Here is an 18,092-nt window from a genome sequence, read left to right as displayed (position 1 = left end):
GCTGCTCTCTCCGATTTGAGAGAAAACCCTTAGTGTATTATTTTCACTTGCGGTATCTTCTGAATTTCACCCGAGTCACCCTTAGCTGCATTTAAATGGCCTAATCCTCGAATACAGTCGGCAATTGTGGGAAGAATACATGATGTAACTTGCTTTGGACACTATTTTAAATTTGGCATTTGTCCATGGCTTTCCCATGAAACGAGGGGCGGTTAAGGAATAAGATTCGAAAAGGAGCAGCTGTATGAAAAAAGAGAATGAGCCTGTCTGCGACGAAAAAGACTACCTTCACCATTATCTGGTTGAACAAATCAACAGGATTACAGTTGAGGAGCAGGAAGAACAAATGAAGGCAGAGCTGCAGCATAATGATTTGAAGTAAATAAGTAATCAGCCGCTTTAAAAGCTCCAAAAGGCGCTCCCATTGAATGCAGGAGAGTTGATTGGAAGGTAATCCTTTCAAAAGCTCTTTGGGTAAACTTTGTTGCTATTTAAGATGAAAGGTGAAACAAGCCGCTACCATTTACCAGAAAGAACCCGTAAAGCCAAAAAGCAAAGAGCACTCTACTCTTTTACAAAGAAATTGGTATCCAACTCAACAATCTATACGAACTGCTTTTGCACAAAAAGCCTAAAAAGAAAAGTGTAGTTGGAAAGCAGCAATGGAAGAAGATTATCAGACAAAATGAAAGACCTTGCTGATTTCTTAAAAAACTTTCTCATTTGAAAGCATCTCTTTTGAGAATCCTGCCGTTTTCTGTTAATTTTAAGGTAGCTGATAACAGCTCTCAGCTAAACAGCTCTATCAACGCTTCGTATTTGGGTATCTGTCTTTTAAAAAAATTCTAATCTTAAAATCTATTTGAGTTTTATCCTTGACGTATAATAGATTCTATATAATAATATATATCAGATTAGAATTATTATAAAAATTAACCATATTGAAGGAGGACGACATACTATGTCTCTTATCGGATCAGAAGTAAAACCATTTAAAGCACAAGCATTTAAAGATGGTGAGTTCATCGAAGTAACAGAAGAAAGCCTAAAAGGCCAATGGAGCATTTTCTGCTTCTACCCTGCAGATTTCACTTTCGTATGCCCAACTGAACTTGAAGATCTACAAAACAACTACGAAGAGCTTAAATCTCTAGGTGTTGAAGTATATTCTGTTTCTACTGATACTCACTTCACACATAAAGGCTGGCACGACAGCTCAGAAACTATCGGTAAAATCAAGTATGCGATGATCGGTGACCCTTCTCAAAGAATCACTCGCAACTTTGAAGTATTAAATGAAGAAGATGGCCTTGCTGACCGCGGAACATTCATTATCGATCCAGACGGCGTTATCCAAACAGTTGAAATCAACGCTGGCGGCATCGGCCGTGATGCAGATATCCTAGTAAGCAAAGTGAAGGCAGCACAGTATGTAAGAAAGAACCCAGGCGAAGTTTGCCCTGCTAAATGGCAGGAAGGTTCTGACACACTTAAGCCAAGCCTTGACCTTGTAGGTAAAATCTAAGGAGTTGGAATAAATGTTACTTGATGCAGATATCAAAGCACAGTTAGCCCAATATCTTGAATTACTTGAGGGCGACATTCTGCTTAAAGTGAGTGCGGGCGATGATGAAGTTTCCCGTGACATGCTTGTTTTAGTAGATGAACTGGCTACAATGTCCTCTCACATTAAAGTAGAAAACACTGAACTCGATCGCACACCAAGCTTTAGTGTGAACCGCATCGGAGAAGATACCGGCGTAACCTTTGCCGGTATCCCTCTCGGTCATGAGTTCACTTCGTTGGTCCTTGCCCTTCTGCAAGTGAGCGGAAGAGCTCCTAAAGTAGACCAAAGTGTTCTTGACCAAGTCAAGAACCTAAAGGGCGATTACCATTTCGAATCTTATATCAGTTTGAGCTGCCACAACTGCCCTGATGTCGTACAGGCACTTAACCTGATGAGTATCTTCAATGAAGGCGTCACTCATACCATGATTGACGGCGCTGCTTTCAAAGATGAAGTAGAGAGCAAGGAAGTCATGGCTGTGCCAACTGTATTCCTGAATGGCGAAGAATTCGGAAGCGGACGTATGTCCCTTGAAGAGATTCTTGGCAAAATGGGAGGCGGTCCTGATGCTTCTGAGCTTTCTGGCAAGGACCCTTATGATGTTCTCGTCGTTGGAGGAGGCCCTGCAGGAGCCAGTGCTGCCATTTATGCAGCCCGTAAAGGTATCCGTACAGGTATCGTTGCAGAGCGCTTCGGTGGACAAGTTATGGACACGCTGGGCATCGAGAACTTCATCAGCGTCAAGCAGACAGAAGGCCCTAAGCTTGTCGCAAGCTTGGAAGAGCATGTGAAGGATTACGGCATTGATGTCATGAACCTGCAGCGTGCAAGCCGTCTTGAAAAGAAAGACCTTATCGAGCTTGAGCTTGAAAATGGAGCTGTTCTAAAAAGTAAGTCTCTTATTCTATCAACTGGTGCACGCTGGCGAAAAGTTGGTGTTCCAGGCGAAGATGAATTAAAGAATAAAGGGGTAGCTTACTGCCCTCACTGTGACGGACCTTTATTCGAAGGCAAACATGTAGCCGTCATCGGCGGCGGCAACTCCGGTGTGGAAGCTGCGATTGACCTTGCCGGGATTGTTAAGCACGTAACCGTCCTTGAGTTCAATGCTGAACTGAAAGCGGACGCTGTCTTACAAGACCGCCTATACAGCCTGCCGAATGTAACTGTGATCAAGAACGCGCAAACAAAAGAGATTACCGGTACCGATAAGGTGAACGGAATCACTTATGTGGAACGTGATACAGAAACCGAACAGCACATCAATCTCGAGGGTGTATTCGTTCAGATCGGCCTTGTTCCTAACACGGATTGGTTAGGCGATGTCCTTGACCGCAACCGTATGGGAGAGATCGTCATCGATAAGCAGGGTGCTACTACCCTCCCTGGAGTGTTTGCTGCAGGAGACTGTACAGACAGTGCTTACAAGCAAATCATTATCTCTATGGGATCAGGAGCAACGGCCGCATTGGGTGCGTTTGACTACCTTATCCGTAATTAATACAAAAACCGCTTCCAGCATCCTGGAAGCGGTTTTTAACTGGCTTCTTAGTTTTTCCTCAAATGAGGATCTCTTCTTCATGATAAACCTGAACTCTGTTCCGCCCTGCGGCTTTAGCAGAATATAAAGCTTTATCTGCTTTATTCAGAAGATCAAAAAGTGTTTCCGCATTTTCCGGCTCTGCTTCCGCCACCCCGAAACTCATAGTGGCCACAATATTGATATCCTTTACCTTGAACGGTTCTGTCTCCAGATAAAGCCTTATCCGCTCAGCCAGCGACTCCGCTTCCTGACAAGTATACCCTTTCAGCGCAAGAACAAATTCCTCCCCGCCGTAGCGGGCAAAGAGATCTTCTTTCTTCAACTGTGATTGACAGGATTTGACGACATGTACCAGCAATTGATCTCCAACATTATGGCCATAAGTATCATTTACGCTTTTAAAATGATCAATATCCATGATAATCACGGTAAACGGGGAAGAGTCCTTCTGTGACTCCTTATATGCTCGTTTACATTGTGTGAAGAATGCACGGCGGTTATACACTTGAGTGAGCTCATCATGATAAGCCAGGTGCTCTAACTTCATCTGCAGCTGCTTAACCTCAGTAATATCAGTAAATATGATTAAAATGCCATTCTTCTGATGAGCCTGATGAAGCTGGGAAACTCGTACTTGGAAGGCCCTATCCAAGGGGCCATCAACTGTAAACTGTAATTCTTGTTGAAAAGAGCCTGTATTAAATTCATATGGAAAGGCTTGTCCCGAAAAATTTTCCCAAATTCTTAAGAATTCGATTCCAAGCATATCTTTAGACAAGCCGGGAAACATTTCTTGTGAAGCCTGATTGAACTCGATTAATCTTTGAGATTCATCCAGCACCACTACTCCATCATTAATACTTTGAAAGATGGCATCTTTCGCAATTGGCATAAGGGTAAACATCCGGGATGTACTGATAGACCAAAAATAGCAAAGGGACGTCACCCACAGGACCATTGGCACGGGGTCAATGCCCGTTGGGGTGATGCCGATTAAATAAATAAAAGCAGTAATAATCGGAACAAGTTGAGCGAAAATAAGTGAAATCAATTGCGGCCGGTAAGCTTTAGCCGTTTCCTTCCAGCGGGAAAGTAACAGGAGCAATGCCGCAAATAGGCTGCCGAATGTGTACAGCCCGTGTATTACATACCACTGCCCGATTTCCTGGTGCACAAAAGGTGCTCCTAATTCAGCATCAATTTCATATATTTTGTAATGAAGATGATGAAAATCGTTTGTGGCGACCATGATTAAGCTAATAAAAGGGATTGTAAGAAGTGCCGCCAACCTTGCAGCAGTCAGCTTCATCCCCAAATAGCGCATGATAAACATCAGCCCGAGAGCAGGAGAAAAAGGCATCCCTGCATATAAAACAATAGTCCAAAACTTGATTTCTGGAAGCGAGGAAGATAGCAGAACAAAGGCTGACCCTACGCAATAAATAAAGTTGAACATGGTGTGAAGAATAAATAAAGGTGCAATATTTTTATAGTGAAGGCGCCTGGAATATACAAAGAAACTTAAATATAGGCTGAGTACACTGGAAGTACATATCAAAGTAATATAAGCTGTTACTTCAGAATTCACTGTCAAGGACCTCTTTTTAATAGCATTTTATTTAAATTTAGCACATCTGGAATTGAAAGGGGATGTTTCATTAAAATTATCCGGGGAGTAATATACTAGATAAGATAACGGAGAGGTGAAAAAGAGAAAAATCTTAGTATCAGGAGGCGGATACTGTCGAAAGAAAAAAATGCGAAAACAGTCTATAAAATAGTCTATTATTGGTTAATTGCTGACTTAAAATGAGAATTTACCTTCCCCCCCCTTTAAGAAGGAGGATCTTCGCTGCAGGCGTACGATCTCCTGCGGGACTAGCGGGACAGGTGAGACCCCCAATCCAGTGCCAGCGCCCAGCCCCTCGGGTTATTTGCCTGTCGGGGCTGTTCAGGGCGCTTCTACATTTTATGCAGGCGCAGCCGAGGAGGCTCATCCAGCTCCAGCGGCCAGCGACTAGCAGATTTCGGTCTCTCTCCTTGCTAATCTAGCTGCAAGGCCCCAACGGCTAGCGTACTTCCCTGCCTCCTCCTTGCGATAAGTCAACATCAACTCACTACGTTCGTTGTGTTTCCTTTATCTCATGCGGAGTCAGTCCAGTCCGTACGCCGCTGAGCGGGGCCTTTCCACTTTATAAAGATAAGTCATCATCGAATCGCTTCGCTCTTCGTGATTCCTTTATCTCATACGAGAGCCCTAAAATCTGTACGTCGCTGAACGGCCGCTTCCGCTTTTACTTCACCGCCCGCCCCGCGGAGTCGTTCGCCTGGAGCGGAAATCCATTTCGTTTGAAGCAGCCACAATCTTTGCGAAAAAACAGCCTGCAAAAAAAGAAACCTTCAGCTCTCCTGCAGCTTGAAGGTTCCCGCCTCTATTCAATCAACTTGTCACTTTTTCAATAGTCTCTTTATCCAAGGATTTAACTAAAGAGCTTTTTTTGTTGTTAAGACCAAGTGTCTCCGCAGTAGACTCATGAATTTCCCGGAAAAGCTCAGGGTTTTCAGAAAGCAGCAGTCCATAAGAAGGAATCATCTCTTTAATTTTCGGCTCCCACTTTTCCATATGCTGCGGGAAGCATCTGCCCAATAACTCAAGCATGACGTTGACGGCAGTGGAAGCACCCGGAGATGCACCCAGCAATGCTGCGATTGAACCATCTGCCGCGCTGACAACTTCCGTACCAAATTGAAGAGTTCCTTTGCCTGTGTCGGTATCCTTGATTACCTGCACACGCTGGCCTGCAACGACGATATCCCAGTCCTCTGACTTTGCATTGGGAATGAACTCACGCAATTCATCCATGCGCTTTTCATGAGACAGCATGACCTGCTGAATCAGGTATTTTGTCAATGACATCTCTTTCGCTCCTGCTGCCAGCATCGTAAGGACATTATTCGGCTTTACAGAACCGATTAAATCTAAATTTGAACCCGTTTTCAAAAATTTTGGCGAGAAGCCGGCAAACGGTCCAAACAGCAGGGATTTTTTGTTGTCGATATACCGAGTATCTAAATGCGGTACAGACATTGGAGGAGCCCCTACCTTAGCCTTACCGTACACCTTCCCATGATGAAGTGCTGCGATTTCCGGCTTGTTGCATACCAGGAAAAGCCCGCTTACAGGAAATCCGCCAATCTGCTTGGACTCAGGGATGCCTGTTTTTTGAAGCAATGGCAGACTTCCGCCTCCTCCGCCGATGAAAACGAATTTGGCGTTATGGTACTCTATCTTCTTGTTTTCTAAATCGTGTACTTTCACTTCCCAAGAACCGTCGCCAGTACGCTTAAAATCCTCCACACTGTGCTTGTAATTGATCTCTACATCTTTAGTCTTTAAGTGATCAAACAGCATGCGGGTCAGCGCCCCGAAGTTCACATCCGTTCCTGAATCAATCTTGGTCGCCGCAATTGGTTCACCCGACTTACGGCCGTTCATGATAAGCGGAATCCACTCCTTCAGCTTTTCCGGATCTTCGGAGAATTCCATCCCCTCAAATAACGGATTAGTTGAAAGCGCTTTAAATCTATTTTTTAAAAAATTAATGTTGCTTTCCCCTTGAACCATGCTCATATGAGGAATCGGCATGATGAAATCTTCAGGATTGCTAATCAGGTCATTGTTTACAAGAAAAGACCAAAACTGCTTTGAAACCTGGAACTGCTCATTGACCTTGACAGCCTTTGTGATATCAATAGAGCCGTCCGGCTTTTCAGTCGTATAATTCAGCTCACACAATGCCGCATGGCCTGTCCCGGCATTATTCCATTCATTCGAGCTTTCTTCCCCCGCACTATCCAGCTTCTCAAATACCTTGATATTCCATTGGGGAGCTAATTCTTTCAATATAGAACCCAAAGTTGCACTCATGACTCCGGCACCAATCAAAATAACGTCTGTTTTCGTCTGTAGGTTGCTCATAATACCCATCCTTATCCCTATATTTGTATAGTAGAGCAGGCATTCCTGCTTGGAAGTCTTTAGATCAATTATAACTTTATTTATAGTATATTTAAATAATTTCCAGAATTAAAATAACAGTGGTTATCTGATAATTATAGACTATTTCCGGCCGATTGTAAAAAGCTGTATCTTTATAGTTGGAGAGCAAAGAGTGATTTGACAAAGAGTGCGGCTGTTGAATATGTTGTTTCCTTTCCAGGTGCACAACTCTGCGGGGCGGGCGGTACAGCAAAAGCAGAAGCGGGCGTTCAGCGACCTACAAATTAAATTTCCCACAATAATTGTCAGACCACTTTCCAGAATCAATATTCTTCTGGATTATTTGAGCAATTCCTGACTTAGATAACCTGCATAATTTCATTATTCCGAAATCCAATTTGCATTTCGAGAATCTTCCCTATAATATATATCTAAATGATACATATCTTTTAGATAGGTGGATCGTTATGAAAAAATACAATGATACAACGTACGCTATTTTAGGAATTCTGACGACAGACTGTAAATCGGGGTATGCCATTAAGCAGCTGATTGATAACAGCTTAAGCCATTTCTGGAAGATCAGTTATGGCCAGATATATCCTGCACTGAAGCTTATTGTTGAAGAAGACCTGGCGGAAATCAAAGAGTCTTCGACACCGGGTAAAAGAGACAAAAATGAATACTACCTTACTCAGAAAGGCAAAGAAACCTTAAAGAACTGGCTGGAGGAACCTATTGAACAATTGCCCGTTGAGCGAAACGAAATTTTGCTTAAGTTATTTTTCGGCCAGCACCAGTCAAAAGAAAAGACCCTCGTACTCCTGCACAATTATAAGCGGGATTTAGAAAAACGCTGCCAAACCTATATAACTATTGAACAATCCATTACCGCCAACCATTCCCTTGATGGAGATGCAGCCTATTGGCTGTTTACATTGGATTACGGCAAGAGAGTAACAAAAGCTGGTGTGGAATGGTGTGAATCTACTTTGAGTAAGTTTGAAGAAATGGAGGATTTGTAATGGGAAATCCGATACTCAATGGACGCTATACGGCCGATAACAGTGAGGACATTGTTGTATTCATAATAGGGATGCGAATCAATAAACCTTGGGCGATTCATAAATGGGCGCCTGTAGTAAAAGCAATGCCTGGTATGATTCAGGAGCTTTATTCCCATAAAGATGAACTCGGTTTTTTATCCATGGAAAGCTACTTCGGACTCAGGACCACTGCCATGATTCAATACTGGCGTTCGATGGACGACCTCCTGGCTTATGCACATTATGACAAACACTTGGCTGCCTGGAAAAACTTCAATAAAAAGATTGGAAGCAATGGAGCTGTTGGTATTTTTCATGAAACCTATCAAGTAAAGAAAGGAAACTATGAATCCATTTTTGGGAATATGCCTCGGTATGGCCTAGGGAAGGCCAAGGGTCATACACGGATTGGGGCAGGAAGAAATACTGCCAGGGAGCGAGTGGGTTCATAGGGTAATCAGGGAACCGGTCCTTTGATGAGGTCTCTGGAAAAGTCCAACAAAGATTTAAAATTGCTGAAATGTACCTTTTCCTTTTCCGGTATTTTGGAAGAGTGTTGGTTTCCATTCAAAATACCCGGCTCCTATGGGCGGGTGCCTAATCTTAGGGAAAGCGCCTGTTAGTTCCTTAATTAAGTGCCCAGCGGCAAGAATAAGGGAACTTTTTTCCCTTAATTTAAAACTCAAGATCATTTTGGGATAAATAGAGGAACTTTCTTCTCTTATTTGAACCGAAAAGTACTTTTTTTTGTGTAATAAGTTAAATAAGGGAAACTTATTCCACTATTTTAGCTTTTTTCAATGTTTTTTAGTAAATAAGGGAACTTTTTTCCTCTATTTACTACCCAACATACTGAACCACATTGATAATTGCCACCGGTCACTGCCATGATCAGCATCTTTACTTTGAAAATGGAGGAGGATCCTTTCCAGCGCCTGCTGGCAATGTTCAAAAAGGATAAAAGGATTCTAAAGCTATTAAGTAAAGAGAGCAACATATTCATTGCTTTTCAAAGAAAAGTCGACTTTTTCTGTGTAAATAAAAAGTAGATTCTAAAATCAGGCATCTAATGTTTGTGTAGCAATAACGGTAGTTACTGAAAAACACTTTAAAGTTTAAGAGTTTTTGCTGCAGTTTACTATTTTGTTACCACACAAGAAAACCCCACTCTTGAAAGGTGGGGTTTTCCAGGATTCTATTTCCCAAATGATTAATCTCTATCCCTTGCCACCTGCGTATCCCGGATATTTTTCTGAATGGTGATGGCCGCAAACAAACTAAGAACAAATGACATGGCATAAAATCCTTTTTCACTTAAAATGATACTTCCGGCGTTATAAAGCCCGATTGCCATCAAGGATATGGCTACAATTACTGCAAACCAACTGAGGCCGTAATAGATACCTGAAACAGGAATATCCTCTTCTTTGTCCCTTACTGCTTTCTGAAGCGAGACAGCTGCATACAGTCCAAATACCAATACAGCAAAGTAGTACCCTTTCTCATTCAGTTCCATCCCTGCATTGAACAGGCCAATCAAGTAGGCTGATACACCTGCCGTCAATGCTGCCCAGCTTGCTCCTTTAAAAGCGGCAGTGGGTTCCCCTTCTTTTCTTTCCATCTTGATCTTTGGCTTCTTCTCATCGTTCAAAACCATTGGGTTTTCATTCATTTCAGCCATTCCCCGCTCCCCTTTGCTCTCTATAAAAATTAAAGTTTAAACACTGCTGTTAAGAATCATTATAGCAATTTTCAACAGTATTGTTTGTTAATTTTTCCATTTTATAAATTTCTCTACTGTCTCGAGTGCTGGTTCTTTTACATAGGCTCTTTTCGTAAACTTTGCGGCTATTCAGCATGAAATACGTAGATATCGCCGTAAGTAAGAAGATAAGGGCTACACCCTCCAATTAGAGAGGAAAGTCTTGGGATTTTTCCGAAAGCAACAATGTATGCCAAATCAGCCTTTACATAAAAAAAAGAAGCACGATATCTTATCTCGCACTCCATAGCTCATTCATTATTTAATAACCCCTGCCTAACAGGGTGCAGCTAAAGACAACAATTCATTTTATCCTTATTAGGTCTGTAGTGAACGCTTAGGGCCTTCCTGCTTTTACCTTAGCCATACTTCTTCTGATGCTCTTTTTTCCGCTTAAGATAACCTTTATCCTCCCTGGCCAGCTTCCATTTCTCCATAAAGATGGCCGCTGATTCTGCCTTCTCCGGATCATTCTGCCTTTCCTTTACATCACCGTTCTCATCATATTTTTTTCCGCCTTTGTAATTCGTGTACCGGCGGGCCCTTGTATAGCCCATCTGCAGGAATTTCCTCGCCATGTCCATGCCGACAAAATCTTCTTTCTCCTTATAATCAAGAAACATCTCATAAATTCTATCAGAGGACTCCTTTGCGATTTCCGGGGTCTTAAATCGCCAATGCTGCAGGATTTCACTTTTATAAGGTTCCACCATCAGCACCCCTTGTTCTCCCCTGCCAACTCTGTATAGTTCAGGGTTCTTACGAAAATCGATGTTATCAAAATCTAAATCATAATCGAAAGCCATGGCTGTCACCTCTTTTTATTGAGGGTTTACCCCCTGCACCCTTTTGGTATGCACTGAAAAATGATTTAGTTAATATGAGTCTCTGCCCCTGACAGCTTACAGCCCTTACTTTTATTAATTTGGGGTAAAAGCCGATATGTCCTCGACTTTTCAAGTATAATGAACCATATTCAGATATGCATATAATAATTCTTGAAGAGAATTCTATACATATGATGAAAAAACAAAAAATTGAGGTTATAAAATGAATAAAAAAAGTTTTGCGGATTATAGAGTAAGTGATGACATCCAACGAGCATTAGCTGTCTTAAAATATGAAACGCCAACAGAAGTGCAAAGTAAAGTAATTCCAGCTGCAATGGAAAGTCAGGATCTGGTCGTCAAAGCCCAAACAGGAAGCGGGAAGACTGCCTCTTTTGGAATTCCTGTTTCCGACCTGATTGAATGGGAGGAGAAAAAGCCTCAGGCATTAATCCTTACCCCAACCAGGGAGCTCGCGGTTCAAGTCCGGGAAGATATCACGAATATCGGAAGGTTTAAACGTATTAAAGCAGTGGCCGTCTATGGTAAAGAACCTTTTTCAAAACAAAGGGAAGAACTGAAACAGAAAACTCATGTAGTCGTGGGTACGCCAGGCCGGGTCATGGACCATATTGAACGAGAAACGCTGGATCTGGAGAAAATCAAGTATCTTATCATTGATGAAGCGGATGAAATGCTTAATAGAGGTTTTATCGATGAAGTGGAAGCAATTATCAATGAGCTGCCTTCCGATCGAGTAACGATGGTCTTTTCGGCTACCCTGCCTAAAGACGTTGAAAACCTTTGCCATAAATATATGAAGAATCCTCTTCAGATTGAGATTGAATCAACCGGAGTAACGGCTGATACGATTGAGCACTCCTTGATTGAAGTGAAAGAAGAAGAAAAGATCTCACTTCTAAAAGACATCACGGTAGTAGAAAATCCTGACAGCTGCCTGATTTTCTGCCGTACCAAAGAACACGTCGATACTGTTTACTCAGAACTCGATAAAGCTGGATATCCATGTGAGAGACTCCATGGCGGTCTGGAACAAGAGGACAGATTCTCTGTCATGGAAGGCTTCAAATTGGGGAACTTTCGCTATCTGGTGGCCACCGATGTAGCTGCCAGAGGGATTGATATTGATAATGTCACACTGGTCATCAACTATGACGTGCCTATGGAAAAAGAGAGCTATGTGCACCGTACCGGAAGAACCGGGCGTGCCGGAAATAAAGGAAAAGCCATCACTTTTTCAACTCCTTATGAAGCAAAGTTCATCAAAGCAATTGAAAGATACATCGGCTTTGAACTGCCGGCAATAGAAGCTCCAAGCTATCCGGAAGTTGCAGCCGGAAAAGCTGCATTCGAAGAAAAACTCAGCGGCAGGCGCGTTGTAAGAAATAACAAAACGGCCCGCATCAATCAAGATATTATGAAACTTCACTTCACCGGCGGGAAAAAGAAGAAGATCCGCGCCGTTGATTTTGTCGGAACGATTGCAAAGATCCCTGGAGTCACCGCAGACGATATCGGCATTATCACCATCCATGACCAAATGTCTTATGTTGATATCCTGAATGGTAAGGGCTCACTGGTTCTGCAAGCTATGGAGAATGAGACTGTTAAAGGGAAGAAGTTAAAGGTTAGTAAGGCTATTAAATAAAAAGCGGAAAGGCCCCGCTCAGCGGCGTACAGATTTTAGGGCTCTCGTATGAGATAAAGGAATCACAACGAACAAAGTGAGTTGATGATGACTTATCGCAAGGAGAGAGACCGAAATCTGCTAGCCGCTGGGACCTTCGAGCTGGATTGAGATAAAGCGAAAGCGCCCTGTTAAGCCCCGACAGGCAAATGTTCTCCGGAGAATAAAAGGCGGTCTTTCCTTTTATTCTCCGGGGGTTATTTGACCACGAGGGGCTGGGCGCTGGAGCTGGATTGCAAAAAAAGCGCAAACGCCTTGATCAGCCCCGACAGGCAAATGTTCCAAAGAGGTAGAGTCAAGGCAGTCTTACCCTTTTATTCTTTTTGGAACATTTGACCGGTGGGTTTGGTTCAAATATGAAACTGTGAGATTTTTAAGTATAAAAACTTAAATCCCCTTCAACCATGAGGGGGATTATTTTGCTTTTTTAACGGATTTAATCTAATTCACACAAGAGTACCTCAGATCATCCTCATTTCTTAAGTTGCACATATATACCAATGGATACTAATACGCAGTGTTCCAATCTGCAAAGTACTGAATATTTTGTTGACATTCTTATAAAGAGATTATACAGTATTGATAGTGATAATTATTATCAACTACACTCATAGTAAGGATGGATACATAAAATGCTTATGAAACGAAAATTCTCATTCTTCTCATTATTACTTATTGCTATGCTGATGGCAGCTGGTTGTTCCAATCAGCAGAATGAAGATTCCGGGTCTGATTCGGCTGAAGAATCTAATACAGAAACAACTGAAACGGAAGAAGCAGCTGCGGAATATCCGATTGTGATCCAACATGCATTTGGAGAAACGACAATTGAAGAGAAACCTGAACGTGTCGCTACGGTTGCATGGTCAAATCATGATGTCGCTCTTGCTCTTGGTGTTGTACCGGTAGGATTTTCTGCTGCAAACTACGGCGTTCAAGATGATAGCGGAATGCTGCCTTGGACTGCAGAAAAGTTAGAAGAGCTTGGCGAAGAAAACCCTAACATCTTCCAAGATACTGATGGTTTAGACTTTGAAGCAATTTCAGACGCTAATCCAGATGTCATTCTTGCAGCATATTCAGGCATTACTCAAGAAGAATATGATACATTAAGCCAAATCGCTCCTGTGGTTGCTTATCAAACGAGCCCTTGGGTCGCTTCATGGAGAGAACAAGTTACTTACAACTCAATCGGTATGGGATTGGAAGAAGAAGGGAAGCAGTTGATTGCTGACACAGAAGAAGTAATTGAAGAAAAAGCAAGCCAACACCCTGAATTTCAAGGTAAAAAGGCTGCATTTGTAAGTATTGATGCTGCTGATTTATCTAAGTTCTATATCTACTCAGAAACAGATCCACGCGGTGCTTTCCTTACTGAGTTAGGATTTGAATACCCTGAGAGCATTACAAGTGAAATTGATCCCAGCAGCTTCTATATAGAAGTAAGTGCAGAAAATTCTGATATGTTGAATGATGCTGACGTATTTGTGACTTATGGTAATGAAAATACACTTGAAACCCTTCAGGCTGATCCTATTCTAGGAAAAATTCCAGCAGTTGAGAGAGGTTCTATAGTTGTTATAGAAGACAACACTCCACTTGCAGCAGCAGGAACTCCAAGCACACTTTCAATCAATTACACAATTGACGAGTACGTGGAATTACTCTCAGAAGCTGTAAGCAAAGTTGAATAATGAACACTTCGTCCGTTGCAAAAAATAAGCAGTTGATTTTACCGAAGAACTTCATTAAAGTTTTGATCCTTTCTATTATCCTGCTCGGTATTTGTGTATTGGCATCCCTTGCGTTTGGGTCTCGGACAGTAGGATGGAATGAGCTGATGAACGGCTTGTTCCACCCTGATGTACAGACTCATGGAGCCAATGTAGTCCGCCAAAGAATTGCCAGGACAATATTCAGTCTGATGTGTGGAGCTGCCTTGGGGGTTTCCGGGGCACTTATGCAATCCGTGACCCGAAATCCGATTGCAGACCCCAGCATATTGGGAGTAAACATAGGAGCAGCACTATTTGTTGTTATAGGTATCTCTTTTTTTGATATTGGTTCTGCTAGTCAATACATTTGGTTTGCGTTAGCAGGAGCATTCATAACTGCCATTTTTGTTTTCGGAATTGGTTCAATGGGGAGTGGCGGTGCCACGCCCCTTAAACTCGTTTTAGCGGGGGCTGCTACAAGTGCGGCGTTATCCTCTCTTGTGATAGCCATTATGATTCCCCGCTCAAGCGTTATGGACCAATTCAGATTCTGGCAAGTAGGCAGTGTCGGAGCTGGAAACTGGGATTCCATCTCCATTTTCTTTCCTTTTCTCGGTCTCGGCTTACTTATCGCATTATTTACCGCACCAGCATTGAATGCTTTAGCTTTAGGAGATGAGGTTGCCAAGGGATTTGGCGTACAGACCGGCACACTTCGGCTAATCGCTTCATTTGGCGGTGTTTTATTGTGCGGCGTAACAACAGCATTAGCAGGCCCAATTGGCTTTATCGGGTTGTTAGCCCCTCACTGGATCCGTCTCATGATCGGTCCTGATTTACGCTTTGTTATACCGATGTCAGCACTTACAGGCGCTATTGTTTTAACGCTTGCTGATGTAAGCGGCAGACTTCTCGGCAGTCCTGGTGAGTTAGAAGTCGGTGTCGTTACAGCCTTTATTGGGGCCCCTATCTTAATTTTACTAACTATGAAAGCGAAAATGCGTGCCTTATGATGAATGAATCCACTACATTAAATACTATTATGACAGGCAGAATAAAGAGACGCCGCCGTTTCGTATTCGTTACTTCCTTACTCGCCATCATCTCCTTTGCGCTTTGCTGCACGATGCTGATGCTTGGGAATACGATCTATCCCGTTCAGGATGTCTTGCGGGTTCTTCTGGGCGAGGAAGTCAAAGGGGTATCCTTTGCAGTTGGAACAATCCGGCTGCCAAGAATGATTGCCGGTGTTTTTGCCGGTTTCGCTTTCGGGGTTGCGGGAACCGTCTTTCAAACCATGTTACGCAATCCTTTGGCTAACCCGAATGTAATCGGGATTACAGCTGGTTCCAGTGCTGCGGCTGTGTTTTGTATCATAGTTCTTCAAGCCAGCAATATGGTTGTTTCTATTGCATCTGTTATCGGAGGACTTACTGCAGTAGTCATCATTTTTTTCCTATCAAAGGGAACTTCGTTTTCAATCGGTCGTTTAATATTAGTGGGAATCGGAATTCAAGCGATGCTGGATGCCGTCATTTCCTATCTATTGCTCATTGGGCAGCACCACGATATTCCTACTGCCATGAGGTGGCTGAGCGGAAGTTTAAATGGAGCGAAGATGGAGACTCTTTACCCTCTTATCTTTATCGTTCTAATCTGCGCGCCTATTATCCTCGTCTTTGGGAAACAACTAGAGATGCTGGAACTAGGCGAGCAAGCAGCAACATCACTTGGAATCCATACAGATAAGACAAGACTTGTACTAATAATCAGTTCGGTCCTTATGATTGCATTGGCTACTGCTGCAACAGGACCCATTGCCTTTGTGGCATTCCTTTCAGGGCCCATCGCCAAGAGACTGGTAGGTGTGGGATTTTCACCTCTCATTCCAGCAGGGCTTATTGGGATCGTTTTAGTACTAGGAGCCGACCTTATTGGACAGTTCGCTTTCGTTGCCCGATATCCCGTAGGTGTCATCACAGGCATTTTAGGCGCACCTTATCTTATCTACTTGCTCATTCGAATGAATCGAAAGGGGGATTTATAATGATACCAACTCATACTTTTAAATCTGAAGGGATTACAGCTGGCTACGATGATAGAACTATTTTGCATGATGTCAGCCTTTCCATCCCAAATAATAAAATAAGCGTGATTATCGGAGCTAATGGCTGCGGGAAGTCTACACTGCTAAAAACGATGGCCAGACTTATTAAACCAACTTCGGGGCAGGTTACGTTGGACGGGAAACCCATCAATAAGATCCCCCCTAAACAGCTGGCCCGTGTCCTGGGACTTCTGCCGCAATCACCGATTGTTCCAGAGGGGATAACGGTTGCCGATTTAGTTGGGCGAGGAAGATATCCACACCAAACGTTTTTAAAAGGGTGGACAAAGCAGGATTATGAAGCTGTTGCCGAGGCAATGGAAATTATGAATATCACTGAATTTGCAGACAGAAGTATTGATGAGCTTTCAGGCGGCCAGAGACAGCGTGTTTGGATTGCTATGGCGCTGGCACAACAAACAGACATATTGTTTCTGGATGAGCCGACAACATATTTAGATATCACCTATCAAGTCGAAATACTTGATCTGCTGACAGATCTTAACCAAAAGCGCGGAACCACCATTGTCATGGTTCTCCATGATATCAACCTATCAGCACGGTATGCAGACCATATTTTTGCTCTTCATAAAGGGAAGCTTGTTGCAGAGGGAGCGCCGAAAGAGGTTGTTACAAGCAGTCTGATAGAGGATATTTTCGGGCTTCATTGCACGGTAGTGGAAGATCCTGTTGCAGGATCTCCTACTGTGGTGCCGATTGGAAGACATCATGTGAATAGGCAGTTGGTTACTAATTAAATGGTTTTTAAAAGGTTGCGGATAACCCTCTTTATAAAGGATGGTTTTCGCAGCCTTTTTTGTTTTTAAGGACTCCTGGTATTCACCATAATGAAGTCTTTTAGTTTACAGTTATCAGATAGATGTTTTTAATTTCCCCGCCTGCATTGAAGAAGACTTTCTTTTCGAGAAACAGCTTTTTCAGTAATAACTCTATTTATTTCCACTCCCTCTTCTGGAGTATCTGTCAAGGTAATACGAATTCTATCATAAGGTACATCACCATGATGTGCGCCATAATTTAACGCACTGGCATGGATAATATGTCTTCTTGTATCACCATTAATTCGTTCAATTTTATCTATTGCTGGACACATAATAAAGTCCGAATAAGTGTTGTTTAGATAATTGAAATACCTTGTATATAAGGTTTCTTCAAGTAATTCTTCTTTGGGAGCACCCACACTCTCAAATTTCCACCCAACTAAAAGCCAATCAAACAATTCTACTGAATTCAATCGGACTTTTATTTTACTTTTCGTAAGTATAACCTCGCCATCAGCTAGGATACAATTCTTCGCTTGTTTTTCATAAATACAATGATAGGCAGGCTCAATAGTTGCAATTTCTCCGTTTTTCATTCTTATTTTGATTTTTGAGAGAGGAGTCTGATTTAATTCTAACTCGGTTGGTCTTTCTGCAGAACTAGATGTATTGATCCAATTAACAATCTTATTTATGATGACTTCTTCATATCCATCGTTAAATTTGAATGTCCGGCTTCCTCCGTTTGAACGAGATACTTGAATGGCTAAAACCTCATGTTCTTCTACTTTCGGCTGCATACTTGCTTCTGGATGGCTGGAGGAGAATATTGGCGAACATAGTATAAGAATTGCAGCTAACCTGCTTAACCTTTGCAAAGTTTAAGTCACCTCTGAGAGTAGTTTTAGTCTAGCTTTCCCTGAGATTAAAACTAAATGCCTAAGTTCAAAGCTATTTGTTACAAACTGTCCTCTGTAAAAGTCTAAGGATTACAACAAGATAGTGGGAAATAAAAAAACGGCTGTATTCATGCCG

General features: G+C 42.5%; 15 protein-coding genes. 10 read left to right on the top strand and 5 right to left on the bottom strand.

Annotated features, from left to right (window positions below):
- Positions 1-244 precede the first annotated feature (244 nt).
- The 3 genes from FZC79_RS23180 to ahpF all read left to right on the top strand — a co-directional run bounded on the left by FZC79_RS23180 (position 245) and on the right by ahpF (position 3,068).
- Entirely contained in the window at positions 245-382 is a 138-nt protein-coding gene (locus tag FZC79_RS23180; protein ID WP_187442773.1) for a hypothetical protein, read from the top strand.
- Between the two features lie 579 nt (positions 383-961).
- Positions 962-1,525: an alkyl hydroperoxide reductase subunit C gene (gene ahpC, locus FZC79_RS13210; RefSeq protein WP_148939413.1), complete on the top strand. Its 564-nt coding sequence runs from the start codon at positions 962-964 to the stop codon at positions 1,523-1,525.
- A 13-nt stretch (positions 1,526-1,538) separates the two neighbouring features.
- Complete coding sequence (ahpF, locus tag FZC79_RS13205) at positions 1,539-3,068, top strand: alkyl hydroperoxide reductase subunit F (protein ID WP_148947246.1); 1,530 nt, start codon at positions 1,539-1,541, stop codon at positions 3,066-3,068.
- Between the two features lie 58 nt (positions 3,069-3,126).
- On the opposite strand, the gene FZC79_RS13200 is transcribed toward ahpF, so the two are convergent.
- Together FZC79_RS13200 and FZC79_RS13195 are read right to left on the bottom strand one after the other, a co-directional pair.
- Complete coding sequence (locus FZC79_RS13200) at positions 3,127-4,698, bottom strand: histidine kinase N-terminal 7TM domain-containing diguanylate cyclase (RefSeq protein WP_148947245.1); 1,572 nt, start codon at positions 4,696-4,698, stop codon at positions 3,127-3,129.
- An 852-nt stretch (positions 4,699-5,550) separates the two neighbouring features.
- Entirely contained in the window at positions 5,551-7,098 is a 1,548-nt protein-coding gene (locus FZC79_RS13195; RefSeq protein ID WP_286365369.1) for a malate:quinone oxidoreductase, read from the bottom strand.
- A gap of 479 nt (positions 7,099-7,577) precedes the next feature.
- On the opposite strand from FZC79_RS13195, the gene FZC79_RS13190 reads away from it, so the two are divergent.
- Positions 7,578-8,135, top strand: coding sequence for a PadR family transcriptional regulator (locus tag FZC79_RS13190; protein WP_148947243.1), 558 nt, complete (start codon positions 7,578-7,580; stop codon positions 8,133-8,135).
- Positions 8,135-8,608 carry a DUF4188 domain-containing protein gene (locus FZC79_RS13185; protein WP_148947242.1) on the top strand — a complete coding sequence of 158 codons (474 nt, stop codon included), beginning with the start codon at positions 8,135-8,137 and terminating at the stop codon, positions 8,606-8,608. Before FZC79_RS13190 ends, FZC79_RS13185 begins: the two co-directional genes overlap by 1 nt.
- A 758-nt stretch (positions 8,609-9,366) precedes the next feature.
- Here the strand turns inward: FZC79_RS13185 and yiaA are convergent.
- A complete protein-coding gene (gene yiaA / locus FZC79_RS13180; protein WP_148947241.1) occupies positions 9,367-9,837 on the bottom strand; it encodes an inner membrane protein YiaA in 471 nt (156 codons plus the stop codon).
- Between the two features lie 440 nt (positions 9,838-10,277).
- On the bottom strand, positions 10,278-10,724 hold the full coding sequence (locus FZC79_RS13175; protein ID WP_148947240.1) for a DUF4385 domain-containing protein: 447 nt from the start codon (positions 10,722-10,724) through the stop codon (positions 10,278-10,280).
- 244 nt (positions 10,725-10,968) lie between these two features.
- On the opposite strand from FZC79_RS13175, the gene FZC79_RS13170 reads away from it, so the two are divergent.
- The 5 genes from FZC79_RS13170 to FZC79_RS13145 all read left to right on the top strand — a co-directional run bounded on the left by FZC79_RS13170 (position 10,969) and on the right by FZC79_RS13145 (position 17,033).
- On the top strand, positions 10,969-12,414 hold the full coding sequence (locus FZC79_RS13170; RefSeq protein ID WP_148947239.1) for a DEAD/DEAH box helicase: 1,446 nt from the start codon (positions 10,969-10,971) through the stop codon (positions 12,412-12,414).
- A gap of 671 nt (positions 12,415-13,085) precedes the next feature.
- Entirely contained in the window at positions 13,086-14,147 is a 1,062-nt protein-coding gene (locus FZC79_RS13160; RefSeq protein ID WP_148947237.1) for an iron-siderophore ABC transporter substrate-binding protein, read from the top strand.
- The gene (locus FZC79_RS13155; protein ID WP_148947236.1) at positions 14,147-15,181 is read left to right on the top strand and encodes a FecCD family ABC transporter permease; all 1,035 of its coding nucleotides are present in this window, start codon (positions 14,147-14,149) and stop codon (positions 15,179-15,181) included. The genes FZC79_RS13160 and FZC79_RS13155 overlap by 1 nt, the downstream gene beginning before the upstream one ends.
- Positions 15,178-16,215 (top strand): FecCD family ABC transporter permease, encoded by a 1,038-nt coding sequence (locus FZC79_RS13150; protein ID WP_148947235.1) that lies wholly within the window; start codon positions 15,178-15,180, stop codon positions 16,213-16,215. The genes FZC79_RS13155 and FZC79_RS13150 overlap by 4 nt, the downstream gene beginning before the upstream one ends.
- Positions 16,215-17,033 (top strand): ABC transporter ATP-binding protein, encoded by an 819-nt coding sequence (locus FZC79_RS13145; protein WP_148947234.1) that lies wholly within the window; start codon positions 16,215-16,217, stop codon positions 17,031-17,033. The genes FZC79_RS13150 and FZC79_RS13145 overlap by 1 nt, the downstream gene beginning before the upstream one ends.
- Before the next feature lie 128 nt (positions 17,034-17,161).
- Here the strand turns inward: FZC79_RS13145 and FZC79_RS13140 are convergent, their stop codons facing one another.
- Positions 17,162-17,935 carry a hypothetical protein gene (locus tag FZC79_RS13140; RefSeq protein WP_215727436.1) on the bottom strand — a complete coding sequence of 258 codons (774 nt, stop codon included), beginning with the start codon at positions 17,933-17,935 and terminating at the stop codon, positions 17,162-17,164.
- Between the last annotated feature and the right edge of the window lie 157 nt (positions 17,936-18,092).

It is taken from the genome of Rossellomorea vietnamensis (genome assembly GCF_008180615.1).
GTDB lineage: Bacteria > Bacillota > Bacilli > Bacillales > Bacillaceae_B > Rossellomorea > Rossellomorea vietnamensis_D.
The sequence above is the reverse complement of the archived record's forward strand: the minus strand, read 5'-3'. Positions and strand labels throughout refer to the sequence as shown.

Excerpts from the sequence above, each read along its gene's own strand:
- FZC79_RS23180 (WP_187442773.1), top strand. The coding sequence starts at position 245 with ATGAAAAAAGAGAATGAGCCTGTCTGCGACGAAAAAGACTACCTTCAC.
- ahpC (WP_148939413.1), top strand. The coding sequence starts at position 962 with ATGTCTCTTATCGGATCAGAAGTAAAACCATTTAAAGCACAAGCATTT.
- ahpF (WP_148947246.1), top strand. The coding sequence starts at position 1,539 with ATGTTACTTGATGCAGATATCAAAGCACAGTTAGCCCAATATCTTGAA.
- FZC79_RS13195 (WP_286365369.1), bottom strand. The coding sequence starts at position 7,098 with ATGGGTATTATGAGCAACCTACAGACGAAAACAGACGTTATTTTGATT.
- FZC79_RS13190 (WP_148947243.1), top strand. The coding sequence starts at position 7,578 with ATGAAAAAATACAATGATACAACGTACGCTATTTTAGGAATTCTGACG.
- FZC79_RS13185 (WP_148947242.1), top strand. The coding sequence starts at position 8,135 with ATGGGAAATCCGATACTCAATGGACGCTATACGGCCGATAACAGTGAG.
- yiaA (WP_148947241.1), bottom strand. The coding sequence starts at position 9,837 with ATGGCTGAAATGAATGAAAACCCAATGGTTTTGAACGATGAGAAGAAG.
- FZC79_RS13175 (WP_148947240.1), bottom strand. The coding sequence starts at position 10,724 with ATGGCTTTCGATTATGATTTAGATTTTGATAACATCGATTTTCGTAAG.
- FZC79_RS13170 (WP_148947239.1), top strand. The coding sequence starts at position 10,969 with ATGAATAAAAAAAGTTTTGCGGATTATAGAGTAAGTGATGACATCCAA.
- FZC79_RS13160 (WP_148947237.1), top strand. The coding sequence starts at position 13,086 with ATGCTTATGAAACGAAAATTCTCATTCTTCTCATTATTACTTATTGCT.
- FZC79_RS13155 (WP_148947236.1), top strand. The coding sequence starts at position 14,147 with ATGAACACTTCGTCCGTTGCAAAAAATAAGCAGTTGATTTTACCGAAG.
- FZC79_RS13150 (WP_148947235.1), top strand. The coding sequence starts at position 15,178 with ATGATGAATGAATCCACTACATTAAATACTATTATGACAGGCAGAATA.
- FZC79_RS13145 (WP_148947234.1), top strand. The coding sequence starts at position 16,215 with ATGATACCAACTCATACTTTTAAATCTGAAGGGATTACAGCTGGCTAC.